The sequence below is a fragment of the Agrococcus baldri genome (genome assembly GCA_900114805.1).
Classification (GTDB): Bacteria; Actinomycetota; Actinomycetes; order Actinomycetales; family Microbacteriaceae; genus Agrococcus; species Agrococcus baldri.
This window is the reverse complement of the sequence record FOZN01000003.1, coordinates 121,533-134,387: the sequence shown is the minus strand read 5'-3', so window position 1 is coordinate 134,387 and position 12,855 is coordinate 121,533. Positions and strand designations below refer to the sequence as shown.

The following is a 12,855-nucleotide window of genomic DNA, read 5'->3' as shown; positions in this document are numbered from 1 at the left end:
CCGGTGGCGGCGCGGGGATCAGCCGGTCTGGATGTCGATCGTGCCGGTGATCGTCGTGCCCGGGTCGGGCTCGACGGTGCGGCCCGCCGCGCGGGCCATCAGGATGCGGGTGACCTCGTCGACGATCGCGGCGGGGGTCTGCTCGACGGAGATGGCGATGCCGTGCTCCCACTCGGCCAGCGGCTCGAGGGTGTCGATCTGGCTCTCGAGGAGGGTCGAGGGCATGTACTCGTGATCGCGGTGCGCGAGGCGGTCGGCCAGCAGCCCCTTCTCGCCCACCAGGTGCACGAAGACGAGCGAGGGATCGCTCGAGCGCAGCAGCTCGCGGTACCAGCGCTTGAGCGCCGAGCAGGCGACGATGGTGACGCGACCCTTGGCGGTGCCGTCGGCGATGGTCTGGCCGATGGTCTTGAGCCACGGCACCCGATCCTCATCGGTGAGCGGGGTGCCGCCGGCCATCTTGTCCTTGTTGGCCCTCGGGTGCAGGTCGTCGCCGTCGATGAAGTCGATGTTGAGCCGCTGTGCGAGCGCGGCGCCGATGGTCGACTTCCCCGAGCCCTGCACGCCCATGATGATCATCGAGGGGTAGCGCGTCTCGCTCATGGCTGGGCTCCTTCATCCTGCTCGGCCGCCGGGAACGTCAGCAGCACCTTCGAGGATACGGAAGCGTCGCGCGCGAGCTCGAGGGCGCGCAGGCCGTCGCCGATCGGCAGCTCGTGGCTGATGACGGGCCCGGCGTCGAGCGAGCCGTCCGCGAGCGCGGCGAGCACCTCGTCGATCTCGTCGTTGAAGCGGAACGAGCCGACGAGCGTGAGCTCCCGCGTGATCGCGCTGGCCATCGGCACCCCGATGTCGCCGGCACGCTGCAGGCCGAGCATCACGACTGTGCCGCCGCGGCGAGCGCCGCTGATGGCTGCAGCGAGCCCGGGCACGGTGCCCGACGACTCGATGACGACGTCGGCGTGCACGCTCGCGATGCCCGCCGCATCCGTCGCTTCCATCGCCGTGGCGCCGAGCCGCTCGGCGAGTGCGCGCGGGTGCGCGTGCAGGTCGGTGGCGATGATCTCGCTCGCACCGTGGTGCTTCGCCACCGCGATCGCGAGCGCGCCGATCGGGCCGGCGCCGATGACGAGCACGCGCCTGCCGGTGATCTCGCCCGCCTGGCCGACGCCGTGCCAGGCGACGGCGGCGGGCTCGGCGAGCGCGGCCAGGCGCAGCTCGAGCCCCTCGGGGATGCTGCGCAGCATGCGGCTCGGCAGGGCGACGCGGCTGGCGAAGGCGCCGTGCGTGTGCGGCATGCGGGCGGCGGAGCCGAGGTAGGTGCCCGCGGGGCTGAGGTTGGGGCGATCGGATGGGTACGGTGCCGTGCCGTCGTCGCCCTCGGTGGCGGGGTGCACGGCCACGCGCGTGCCGGCCGCCGGCCCGCTGCCGTCGGCGGCGGCGGCGAGCACCGTGCCGACGATCTCGTGCCCGAGCACCATGGGCTCGCGCAGGATCGACTGGCCGGCTGCGCCGTGCAGCCAGTAGTGCAGGTCGGAGCCGCAGATGCCGCCGTAGGCGATCGCGACGACGGCCTCGTCCGGCGCCGGTGCCGGCTCCGGCAGACCCTCGACGCGCACGTCCTCCTTGGCATGGGCGACCAGCGCCAGGTTCTCGCTCATGGCTTCCTCCTCCTGCTGCCGGCCGATTCGGCCCGCGATGCGTCAGACGACCGCCGTCATGCCGCCGTCGACGTAGATGGTCTGCCCGTTGACGAACGCCGCCGCGTCGCTCGAGAGGAACACGAGCGTGCCGACCAGATCGGCGACGTCGCCCCAGCGGCCCGCCGGTGTGCGCTGCGCGACCCAGGCCGAGAACTCGGCGTCGTCGACGAGCTTCTGGGTGAGCTCGGTGGCGAAGTAGCCGGGCGCGAGCGCGTTGACGCTGATGCCGTGCGGGGCGAGGTCGGCGCACAGGCCCTTCGTGAGCATCACGATCGCGCCCTTCGTGGCGCTGTAGGGGGCGATCGACGGGCGCGCCAGCTGCGACTGCACCGAGCCGATCGAGACGATGCGGCCCGAGCCGCGCTCGATCATGCCCTGCGCGACCCGGCGCGAGAGCAGGAAGGCGCTGGTGAGGTTGGTGGCGACGAGGTCGTGCCAGTCCTCGTCGGCGAACTCGGCGATCGGGTTGCGCCGCTGGATGCCGGCGTTGTTCACCAGGATGTCGGGGGTGCCGAGCCGCGCCTCGACGTCGGCGACCCCGGCGTCGACGGCCGACGCATCCGTCACGTCGAAGATCGCGACGTGGGTCTCGCGGCCGGTCGAGGCGGCGATCTCGCTCGCGGCCCGCTCGGCCTTGGCGCGGTCGCGGCCGTGCACGACGACGGTGGCGCCGGCCTCGGCGAGGCCCTGCGCCAGCGCGCGGCCGATGCCCTGGCCGGAGCCGGTGACGAGCGCGGTGCGGCCGGTGAGGTCGAACAGCGCGGTGCCCGTGCGAGCGGTACCGGCGGGAGTCATGCCCGTGGGAGTCAAGCCGGTGGCCATCAGTAGAACTCCTTCGTGCTCATGATGTTCTGCAGCGGCAGCCCGTCGAGCAGCCGGGTGGCGTTGGCGGCGAAGAGCTCGGCGATGCGGTGCGGCTCCTGCACCGACAGCGCCGCGGTGTGCGGGCTCAGCAGCACGCTCGGGTGGTCCCAGATGCGACTCTCCTGCGGCAGCGGCTCGATCGCGGTGACGTCGAGCGCGGCGAAGCCGATGCGGCCGGCATCGAGCGCGTCGAGCAGCGCCGGCTCGTCGACGACGGAGCCCCGGCCGACGTTGACGAGGATGGTGTCGGGCCGCGCGGCACCGAGCACGTCGGCGCCGATCAGGCCGGTGGTGAGCTCGGTGCCGGGCAGCGTGTTGATGATCGCGTCGACCTCGCCGGCTGCGGCGACCAGCTCGTCCATCGGCACCAGGCGTTCGACGTTCGGCACCGGCGCACCGCTGCGGGTGGTGCCCCAGACGGTCGCGCCGAGGGCGGCGAAGCGCTCGGCGACGACCGTGCCGATGCCGCCGAGCCCGACGACCAGCACCGTCATCTCGCTCACATGGCGCATGATGCGGCGACCGTCGCCCCAGGTGCGCGCGGCCTGGTCGGCCTCGAGCCGGCGCAGGCCCTTCGCCCCCGCGAGCACCCCGAAGACCGCCCACTCGGCGAGCGTCGAGGCATGCATGCCGGCGCTGGTGGTCACCACGACGCGCTCGAGCTCCTGCTCGGTCAGCTGCGCGGCCTTCACCTGGCCGCCGCCGCCGGCGGCGGTGGTGTGCACCCAGCGCAGCTGCTCGTTCGCGCGCACCGCGCGGGCGAGCGCGGCCGGTGAGACGTCCGGCAGCCCGAACAGCGCATCCGCCCCATCGAGCATCGACTCGAAGGCCGCCTGCTGCTCGGGGCTGCGCTGCCACCCGGGCTCGCCCTCCCAGTCGCCCGTCCAGCGCCACGGCCGGGTGAGGGCCGGGTCCCGCAGCAGCTCGATGCGCGGTTCGAGCTCCACGATGCGCTGGGCGGATGCGTCGTCGAGGCTGACGGCGACGGCGACCTTCAGGGTGTGCTCGGGCATGGGTGCTCCTTCGGCTCCAGGCTAGTCATGCGGTCGCGGACGACCTAGGGATGTGCGCGTCAGCGCAGCGGCGTCTCGAGGCGCACGTCGCCGACGATCACGGTGATCGTCTGGCCAGGATGCGCCTCGTGGTTCGAGTGCGGGGCGCCCGCCATCACGACGTCGCCGGGGCCGAGGCGCACCCAGCGGGCGACATAGGCGAGGGCTTCGCGCACGGGGACGGGCATCGCCTCGGCGCTCGTGTCGCAGACGCGCTCGCCGTCGAGCTCGAGCGCGAACGGCAGCGCGTCGATCGATGCATCGGTGTCGATCCAGGGACCGAGCGGCGTCGAGCCGTCGCCGCCCTTCGACTCGAAGTTGCGCGCATCGAGCTGCGCGCGATCGGGATAGGAGAGGTCGTTCACGGCGGTGACCCCGAGCACGAACTCGTGCGCGTTCGCCTCCTGCAGCGCCGGTGCGGTCGGGTCGCCCGTGTCGCGGCCGATCACGATGCCGATCTCGGCCTCGGCGACCACCCGACCCGCATCGCGGCGGGCGCGCACGGGCTCGCCGTGCGCGACCACCGTGCGCGGGCTCTTCAGCCATGCCTGCACGGGCAGCGGGTGCTCGTTCGCGCCGCGGTTCTGCGCGATGCCGACCAGGACGGTCGGCGCGGCCGGGGGCAGGAGCACGACGCTCGATGCGGGCATCGCCGCGTTCGAGGCGTCGCGGGCTTCCCCGCCCCGGGCGATCGTGCGGTAGGGGTCGTCGACCGGCATCCACCCCTCGGGGAGGCCGTCGGGCCCGATCGCCCCGACCGGCCGCGCGTGCAGGACGACATCCGGCCGGCCGATCGGGGCGACCCTGGCGATGCGCATCAGGCGCGGGCGCTGGCGGAGACCGGCTGCCGCTCGGCATCGCCACTCTCGCCGGCCGAGACGCGCACGGCGTCGTCGAGCCGCAGCAGGTCGCGACCGCGCGTCTCGGGGACGAGGAAGGTCGAGGCGGTCGTGATCAGCGCGAGCGTGGCCATGTAGATGGCGGGCATCAGCCAGTCGCCGTCCGAGGTGACGAGCAGGTAGGCGCCCAGCACACCGGCCAGGCCGCCCGCGAGCACGGCAGAGATCTCGCGCGCCATCGCGACGCCGAGGTAGCGGTGGCGGTTGCCGAACAGCTCCGGCAGCATCGCGCACTGCGGGCCGAGCATGGTGTTGACGGCGATGCCGATGCCGAGCGCGATGACGGCGATCACGATCGCGGGGTCGCCGAGCGAGAGCAGCCACCAGGCCGGGAACGTGTAGAGCAGCATGAACACCGAGCCGAAGCGGTAGACCGCTCGCCGGCCGAAGCGGTCGGAGAGGTGCCCGGTGAGCGGGATGACCGCCATGCCGATGAGCGAACCGATCGTGACGCCCCAGGTGGCGACGCCGCGGTCGACGGGGCTGGCGATGAAGGCGCCGGTGCCGGCGGTCGCGACGAACGCGAGCGCCAGGTTCTGGAACATGTACGAGCCGCCGTTCTCGGCCATCCGCAGGCCGATGCCGACGACCACGCCCGGCAGGCCCCTGGTGAAGATGTCGCGGATCGGCCTGTCGGCGATCTGCTCGTGCTTCTCGAGCTCGATGAAGGTCGGCGTCTCGCGCAGGCGCATGCGGATGAACAGCGCCACCAGGATGAGCACGAACGACAGGATGAAGGGGATGCGCCAGGCCCAGCCGAGGAAGACGTCCTCGGGCAGCGAGGACAGGATCGAGAAGACGACCGCGGCCATCAGCGTGCCGAGCTGGATGCCGATGAATGGCAGCGACGAGAAGAAGCCGCGTCGGCCCACCGGCGAGTACTCGGCCATCAGCACCGTGGCGCCGGCCTGCTCGGCACCGGCGCCGAAGCCCTGCAGCAGGCGCAGCACGGTGAGCAGGATCGGCGCCCAGATGCCGATGGTCTCGTACGTCGGCAGCAGGCCGATGAGCGTCGTCGCCCCGCCCATCAGCAGGATCGTGACGACCAGCACCCACTTGCGCCCGATGCGGTCGCCGATGGTGCCGAAGAAGAGGCCGCCCAGCGGGCGCGCCGCGAAGCCGACGCCGAACGAGGCGAACGCTGCGACCACGCCCATCGCCGGGTCGAGGTTCGAGAAGAACAGCACGTTGAAGATCAGCGCTGACGAGAGCCCGTAGAGGGCGAAGTCGAAGTACTCGAGCGCGCTGCCGACGCTCGAGGCGAGCGTCGCGCGCCGCAGATTGGCGGCGTACTCGGGGTCGTCGGTATGCGCGGGGCGCGATGTGGTGTCGGTCACGAACCATCTCCCTTGACAGGCGTGGGTGCTGCGTTGCTTGCCGTGACGCTACCACCAGAGTGAACGACGTACAACCCACTGGACGGGCGCTGCGGAGTGTCGCTCAGGCCGGGCGTCCCCCGAGCGGATTCGTCAGCACGGCGGCGACCTCGAGCAGTGCGGCGCCGACGCTCGCGATGCGCTCCTCGTCGGCCTGCTCGGCGGGCAGCGCGGCACCCATCGCGAGCGCCGGATCGCTCGGCGCCCACCCCTCCAGGGCCACCGCGACGCCGGTGATGCCGCCGAACGAGCCGCCCCGATCGACCGCGTAGCCGAGCGCGCGGACCTCGTCGAGCTGCGGGAGCAGCGCGTCGACGGTCGTGATGCTGTCGGCCGTCAGCCCGGGGAACGGCTCCTCCGGCGACAGCAGCGCACGCACCTGCTGGTCGCCCAGGCGCGCGAGCAGCGCGATGCCGGTGGCGCTGAGCGCGGCGGGCAGCCGCGAGCCGAGCGGTGTGCCCAGCCGGTACGGCGTGCGGCCCTCGTGCCGCGCGAGATACAGCGCGTGCGTGCCGTCGAGCATCGCGATCTGCACGACCTCGCGATGCAGCAGGGGCGACGCGGCCACGGCGCGGTAGAACTCGCGCACCTGGTTGAACTGCAGCGCGAAGGCACCGCCCAGCTCGGCCGTGCGCCGCCCCAGCCGGTAGCCGGCCGGGTCGCGCTCGATCATGCCGCCCTCCTCCAGCACGATGCAGAGGTTGGCGGTGGACGACTTCGCGATGCCCAGCGATCGCGCGATCTCGCTCAGCGTCATCGGCACGCCCTCGGCCTCGGCCAGCAGCGTGAGGATGCGCAGCGCGCGCGTCACCGCCGGTGCGGGACCACGATCGGTCCTGTCGGTCGTGTCGGTCATGGCCGCTCCTTCGCGGTCGGTGGCTGATGCGCCCCACCCTACGACGAAGTCAGGGGGGTGGACACTGTTCGACATGCTGGGCGCGGGCTATCCTGACGCCATGGAGCAGACGCGTGACGAGATCGTCGGGGTCATCGGGCTGGGAGCCATGGGCGCGCCCATGGTGCGGCGGCTGCTGCGCGAGGCAACCGTCGTCATCACGGGCCGCTCTCCCAAGCCCGAGCTGGTCGACGCGGGCGCCGAGTGGGCGGCGACACCGCGCGAGCTCGCCGAGCGCGCCGGCGCTGTGCTTGCAATGCTGCCGGACCTGCCGCAGCTCGAGCAGGCACTCGCGGGTGACGACGGGCTGCTCGCCGGCCTCGGCGACGAGCGCAGCCTGCTGCTCATGATCGGCTCGACGTCATCGCCGACCGGCGTGCGCGAGCTCGCCGCCCGCCTCGACCAGGCGACCGGCGGTCGGGTGCGGGTCGTCGACAGCCCCGTCTCCGGCGGGGTGGACGGCGCCGAGGCCGGCACGCTCTCGATCATGCTCGGCGGCGATGCCCCTGACACCGCCCGCGCCGCGCAGCTGCTCGCGCCCTGCGGCCGACCGGTGCACCTGGGCCCGCTGGGTGCCGGCGAGGTGGCGAAGGCCTGCAACCAGCTCGTCGTCTCGGCCACCATCACCGCGCTCGGCGAGGCGACGGTGCTCGCGGAGCGCTCGGGCATCGACCTCGACGCGCTGTGGACGCTGCTCGGCGGCGGCTACGCGGGCTCCAACCTGCTCGCGAGCCGCAAGCAGCAGCTCGTCGGCGGCGACGACTCCCCCTCCGGCATCGCGCGCTACATGATCAAGGACCTCTCCTTCGCTGCCGACGTGGCGGAGGCGACCGGCACCAACCCGGCGCTCCTGCCCACGCTGCGCGCGTTCTTCGACGAGATCGTCGAGCGCGGCCATGGCGAGCGCGACATCACCGTCGCGCGCCGCGTCATCGCCGAGCGCTGAGCGCACCGGCGCAACCGCGCGCATCCGCCCCTGACTAGCCTGAGTGCAGACCCGACCGTCCAGGAGGACCATCGTGACCAACGCCAACATCGCCGTCGTCGGCCTCGCCGTGATGGGTTCGAACCTCGCCCGCAACCTCGCCAGCCGCGAGGGCAACACCGTCGCGGTCTACAACCGCACGACCTCCAAGACCGACGATCTGATCGCCGCGCACCCCGAGGCGGGCTTCGTGAAGGCCGCCACGATGCAGGAGCTGGCCGACAGCCTGCAGACGCCGCGCACGGCGATCATCATGGTGAAGGCCGGCAGGGCCACCGACGCCGTGATCGACGAGCTGGCGAGCGTCTTCGAGCCCGGCGACATCATCGTCGACGGCGGCAACGCGCTGTTCACCGACACCATCCGCCGCGAGGCAGCGGTGCGCGAGACCGGCATCCACTTCGTCGGCTGCGGCATCTCCGGCGGCGAGGAGGGCGCGCTGAACGGCCCCTCGCTGATGCCCGGCGGCACCGCCGAGTCGTACGAGACGCTCGGCCCTATCCTGCGCTCGATCGCCGCGGTCGCCGAGGGCGAGCCGTGCGTGACGCACATCGGCACCGACGGCGCCGGCCACTTCGTGAAGATGGTGCACAACGGCATCGAGTACGCCGACATGCAGCTGATCGCTGAGGCCTACGACCTCATCCGCCGCGGCACCGGCAAGTCGCCCGCCGAGATCGCGGACGTCTTCGACGAGTGGAACACCGGCGAGCTCGAGTCGTACCTGATCGAGATCACCGCAGAGGTGCTGCGCCAGGTCGACGCCGACACCGGCAAGCCGCTCGTCGACATCATCCTCGACGCCGCAGGAGCCAAGGGCACCGGAGCGTGGACCGTGCAGACCGCCCTCGACCTGGGCGTGCCGGTCTCCGGCATCGCCGAGGCCGTCTTCGCCCGCTCGCTCTCCTCCAAGCTCGCGCAGCGCGCCGCAGCGACCGATCTGCCCGGACCGGCCGAGGCGTGGAAGGTCGACGATGCGGATGCGTTCATCGAGGACGTGCGACAGGCCCTGTTCGCGTCGAAGGTCGTCGCGTACTCGCAGGGCTTCGACGAGATCGTCGCCGCGGCCGAGGAGCACGGCTGGGATATCCAGAAGGGCGAGGTCGCTCGCATCTGGCGTGCCGGCTGCATCATCCGCGCCCGGTTCCTGAACGACATCACCGAGGCGTACGCCACGACGCCCGAGCTGCCGGCACTGATCCTGGCGCCGTACTTCCGCGAAGTCGTCGGCCGCACGCAGGAAGCCTGGCGCCGCGTGGTCGTCGCCGCGGCGCAGGCGGGCATCCCCTCGCCGGCGTTCTCGTCGTCGCTCGCGTACTACGACGGCCTGCGTGCTGACCGTCTGCCCGCAGCGCTCGTGCAGGGCCAGCGCGACTTCTTCGGCGCGCACACGTACCGTCGCGTCGACCGCGAGGGCACCTTCCACACGCAGTGGTCGGGCGACCGCACCGAGATCGCGGCGACCGACACGCACTGACGCGCTGACGCATCCGCCGCGCGGCTCAGCGGCGCGGCGCGCCGCCTGCAGCGCGACGACAGCCGCGCGCGGGGCTTCGGCCGCGCGGGGCTTCCGCAGCGCGCGATCAGCGCGTGGCGCGGCGGCGCAGCAGCGCTCGCGCCGCGAGCCCCAGCGCCAGCCAGGCGACGGCACCCAGCACGCCCAGCCACGGCAGCGTCAGCACCACTGCCAGGCAGGCGACCATGCCGAGCCATGGCACCCAGGCGGGCAGCCACATCCGCACCGCGCCGGACGCCCCCGCGTCCGAAGCGCCCGCGCGAGCGCGGCTGGCCGCGCGCATGCGCACCGCCGACAGGTGGGCAATCGCGTAATACGTCAGCACGCAGGTCGACGAGAAGGCGACCAGGCTGCCGGCCGGCAGCAGCAGCGCGGCAGCGATGGCGACCAGCGCGGTCGTGGCCTCGGCGACGACGGGTGTGCGGGTGCGGTCGGCGATGAGGCCCAGCGGTCCCGGCAGGTCGCCGTTCCTGGCCATCGCCAGACCCGTGCGGCTCAGGCCGGCGAGGATGCCCATCAGGGAGCCGAGGCAGGCCAGCGCACCGGCGCCCAGCACGACCACGTGCAGCACCGGGTCGCCGACGAGATCGGCGAGCGGTGTGGCAGAGACCGGCAGCAGAGCGCCCAGGCGTGCGCTCGTGGCCCAGCCGGCCGCCGCGTAGAGCGCCAGCACCACCGCGAGACCGACGATGATCGCGATCGGCAGGGTGCGCCGCGGGCGCCGCACCTCCTCGCCGAGCGTGGCCATGCGGGCGTAGCCCGCGAAGGCGAAGAAGAGCAAGCCGGTGGCGGTGAGCCAACCGAGCGGGCCGGCCGCCGGCACGCCGCCCGTGCCGCCGACGAAGACGAAGTCGCCGCTGGTGCCGACGTGCTGCTGCGACAGCGGCGCGTACGCGAGCCAGCCGTCGGGCTCGGCGGTCGGGCCGCCTGCTGCCGCCCAGACCAGCGCACCGAGCACCACCACGAGCACGACCCCGACGATGGCGCTCGAGACCCAGGCGGTCACGCGCACGCCCAGCATGTTGAGCACCGCGAGCGCCGCGACTGCGGCGGCTGCGACCCACTGCGCATGCTCTGGCCAGAGGTGCTGCCCCGCGATCACCGCGATCGCCGCGGCGGACGCGGTCTTGCCCGTGAGGAACATCCAGCCGGCGGCGAAGCCCACCCGCTCCCCCACCTCCGCGCGCCCGTACGCGTAGGCGCCGCCGGAGACGGGGTGCTCCATCGCGAGCTGCGCGGTGGAGAGCGCGTTGAGCACCGCGATCCCGCCGGCGAGCGCGATCGCCGCCGGCAGCATCGGCCCCGCGAGTGCCGCCGCCGGCGCCCACACGAAGAACAGGCCGGCGCCGATCATGGCGCCGAGGCCGATCGCGATGGCCCCGGGCACGCCGATGCGGCGCTCGAGCTGGGTCACGCGGACGACGGTAGCGGCACCGGGTGAACGGCCGGTGCTGCACCGCCGCGCCGATCAGATGATCGGGCGGCCCTCCCGCTTGGCCGCGCGCAGCTCACGGAAGAAGCCGCGGGCGATGACGAACAGCACGCCGGCGACGATCACGGGCCAGACGAGGAAGTAGATGGTCAGCGCGATGGTCATGGGGAATCCCTCCGGTCAGTCTCGTGCTCGTGCGGCGGTGGTGCCGGCACCCTCTGCGTCACCCGCGGTGTCCCGCGGTACGGCACCTGCCACATCCGTCGTCTCCGTCTCCGGGTCGAAGTCGCCCGTGAGGTCCTTGATGGTGGAGAAGTCGAAGCGCTGCTTGGATCGGAACGACAGCAGGGAGCAGACCAGGAAGGAGACGGCGTAGGCGATCAGCGAGGCCGACAGCACCGTGTAGTCCCGCAGGAAGAAGAGCGTGAACGGGGCCGCAGCGAGGGTCGCGAGCACGCCGACCGCGGCGCCCGTGCGCAGCCCGAAGAAGCCGAACGCCATGATGCCGAGCACGACGCCGATGCCGACCGTCGCGAGGATCTCGAACGGCAGCGCGAGCAGGCCGGTGAGCGAGACCCACTCGAAGCGCACCGGCACGAACACCACGAGGGCGGTCAGCACGGCCGCCGTGAACGCGACGTTGGTGACCTTCTTCCAGTAGAACGATGCGATCACCGGGAAGACCAGGCAGCCCCAGAGCGCGCCGACGAACACCAGCAGGTCGAGGATGTTGAACTGGCTGGTGGCGAAGAAGAGCGCGGCGCCGGTGGCCACGATCATCGTCAGCCTGCCGATGAGCAGCATCGTCCTCGGGTTCGCCTTGTCCTTGCCCACCGACTGCCCGTAGACGTCGGTCATCACGATCGAGGAGAGCGCGGCCAGGTCGGAATCGGCCGTCGACGAGAGCGCGCCGATGATCATCACGAACGCGAGCGCCAGCAGCGCCCAGGGCAGGTAGGTGGCGGCCATCTGCGGCAGCAGGTTGTTGATGTCGCCGTTCATCGGGTCGATGCCCAGGTAGAGCGCCATGACGCCCACCATGCCGATGCCGATCACCGTGGCGCCGTAGCCGATGGTGGCGGTGATGAAGGTCGGCTTGATGAGATCCTCGCGCACCGCGAACAGCCGCTGCGCGATGGTCTGGTTGCCGATCGCGTAGGCCAGCACGGCGGCGATGTACGGCGCACCCTGGTTGAGGAACGCGTCCGAAGAGAAGAAGTCCTGCTGCTGCGGCGTCACGTGGCCGGCGGCGACGCCCGCCTCGAACATGGAGGGCCCGCCGGCGGCGACGAAGATCACCGGGATGACGATGACGACCGCGCCGAGCATGGCCATCACCTGCGCGAAGTCGGTCAGCACCGAGGCGCGGAAGCCCGACCAGAGCGTGTAGAGCAGCACGCCGCCGGCGATGATGAGGATGCCCGCGCCGAAGTCCAGCGGCGACAGCATGGCGATGAGCGCGCCGCCGGCGATGAAGTTCGAGGTGAGCGAGATGACCGAGCCGAGCACGTTGGAGCCGGCGAGCATCAGCTGCGAGGATCGGCCGTGGCGGGCGTACATGACCTCGGCGAGGGTGTGCGCTCTCGGCGCCACCGTGCGGATGCGCCTGCCGAAGGGGTAGATGAACAGGATCATCAGCGCGCCCCAGAGCCCGTAGTGGATGGGCCCGGAGATGCCGTAGGTGTAGCCGGCGGTCGCGGAGGCGTACATCGACGACGCCCAGATCCAGGTGGCGGTCATCGAGGCGGCGGAGATGCCGAAGCCGATCGTGTTGCCGGCGGTCATGTAGCCGTCGGCGTTCTCCTGCTTGCGGCCGATGCCGAAGGTCATCAGCAGCGTGCCGCCGTAGAAGACGACGAGCAGCACGATGACCGCCCCGATTCCGAGCTGCATGATCTCCTGGGGCGGCATCCTGATCCTCTCTTCAGGCGCCCACCTGGGTCGCGCGGGCACGCCGAAGGCGCGCCGCGCTGACGGCTCATATCGAGTCGAGCTCGATCTCGCGGGGCTCTCCCGCGGGGCGCCACCGGCGCCGCACAAGCGGGTCTGCGAATCCTCTGCAAACGACCCGGGCGAGGCGATCTGTGCACCGGCGCTGGCCATGGGCCAGTGCTTCCACTGTCGCATCAATGG

Annotated in this window: 12 protein-coding genes; 2 read left to right on the top strand and 10 right to left on the bottom strand. The window is 72.2% G+C overall.

From position 1 onward, the window contains the following. Positions 1–18 precede the first annotated feature (18 nt). The 7 genes from BM288_RS08900 to BM288_RS08870 form a co-directional block, all read right to left on the bottom strand. Positions 19–603 (bottom strand): gluconokinase, encoded by a 585-nt coding sequence (locus BM288_RS08900; protein WP_177220326.1) that lies wholly within the window; start codon positions 601–603, stop codon positions 19–21. Then, complete coding sequence (locus BM288_RS08895) at positions 600–1,661, bottom strand: zinc-binding dehydrogenase (protein WP_092918084.1); 1,062 nt, start codon at positions 1,659–1,661, stop codon at positions 600–602. Before BM288_RS08895 ends, BM288_RS08900 begins: the two co-directional genes overlap by 4 nt. Before the next feature lie 42 nt (positions 1,662–1,703). Further along, a complete protein-coding gene (locus BM288_RS08890) occupies positions 1,704–2,498 on the bottom strand; it encodes a glucose 1-dehydrogenase (RefSeq protein WP_092919024.1) in 795 nt (264 codons plus the stop codon). 26 nt (positions 2,499–2,524) lie between these two features. Continuing rightward, entirely contained in the window at positions 2,525–3,580 is a 1,056-nt protein-coding gene (locus BM288_RS08885; RefSeq protein WP_092918082.1) for a D-2-hydroxyacid dehydrogenase, read from the bottom strand. Positions 3,581–3,639: 59 nt separating this feature from the next. After that, positions 3,640–4,437, bottom strand: coding sequence for a fumarylacetoacetate hydrolase family protein (locus tag BM288_RS08880; protein WP_318255446.1), 798 nt, complete (start codon positions 4,435–4,437; stop codon positions 3,640–3,642). Continuing rightward, on the bottom strand, positions 4,437–5,855 hold the full coding sequence (locus BM288_RS08875) for an MFS transporter (RefSeq protein WP_092918080.1): 1,419 nt from the start codon (positions 5,853–5,855) through the stop codon (positions 4,437–4,439). The genes BM288_RS08880 and BM288_RS08875 overlap by 1 nt, the downstream gene beginning before the upstream one ends. Positions 5,856–5,958: 103 nt before the next feature. Continuing rightward, a complete protein-coding gene (locus BM288_RS08870; protein WP_092918078.1) occupies positions 5,959–6,750 on the bottom strand; it encodes an IclR family transcriptional regulator in 792 nt (263 codons plus the stop codon). 100 nt (positions 6,751–6,850) lie between these two features. Between BM288_RS08870 and BM288_RS08865 the strand changes: the two genes are divergently transcribed. Both BM288_RS08865 and gndA read left to right on the top strand, forming a co-directional pair. Continuing rightward, positions 6,851–7,735 carry an NAD(P)-dependent oxidoreductase gene (locus tag BM288_RS08865; RefSeq protein ID WP_092918076.1) on the top strand — a complete coding sequence of 295 codons (885 nt, stop codon included), beginning with the start codon at positions 6,851–6,853 and terminating at the stop codon, positions 7,733–7,735. A gap of 73 nt (positions 7,736–7,808) precedes the next feature. Next, positions 7,809–9,251: an NADP-dependent phosphogluconate dehydrogenase gene (gndA, locus tag BM288_RS08860; protein WP_318255445.1), complete on the top strand. Its 1,443-nt coding sequence runs from the start codon at positions 7,809–7,811 to the stop codon at positions 9,249–9,251. Between the two features lie 106 nt (positions 9,252–9,357). On the opposite strand, the gene BM288_RS08855 is transcribed toward gndA, so the two are convergent. Genes BM288_RS08855 through BM288_RS08845 form a run of 3 tightly spaced genes read right to left on the bottom strand, consistent with a single transcriptional unit; the run spans position 9,358 to position 12,633 of the window. Next, a complete protein-coding gene (locus BM288_RS08855; RefSeq protein ID WP_092918074.1) occupies positions 9,358–10,704 on the bottom strand; it encodes an APC family permease in 1,347 nt (448 codons plus the stop codon). 54 nt (positions 10,705–10,758) lie between these two features. Next, positions 10,759–10,887, bottom strand: coding sequence for a putative transporter small subunit (locus BM288_RS14655; RefSeq protein WP_092918072.1), 129 nt, complete (start codon positions 10,885–10,887; stop codon positions 10,759–10,761). A gap of 15 nt (positions 10,888–10,902) precedes the next feature. Next, positions 10,903–12,633 (bottom strand): sodium:solute symporter family protein, encoded by a 1,731-nt coding sequence (locus BM288_RS08845; RefSeq protein WP_092918070.1) that lies wholly within the window; start codon positions 12,631–12,633, stop codon positions 10,903–10,905. Positions 12,634–12,855 lie beyond the last annotated feature (222 nt).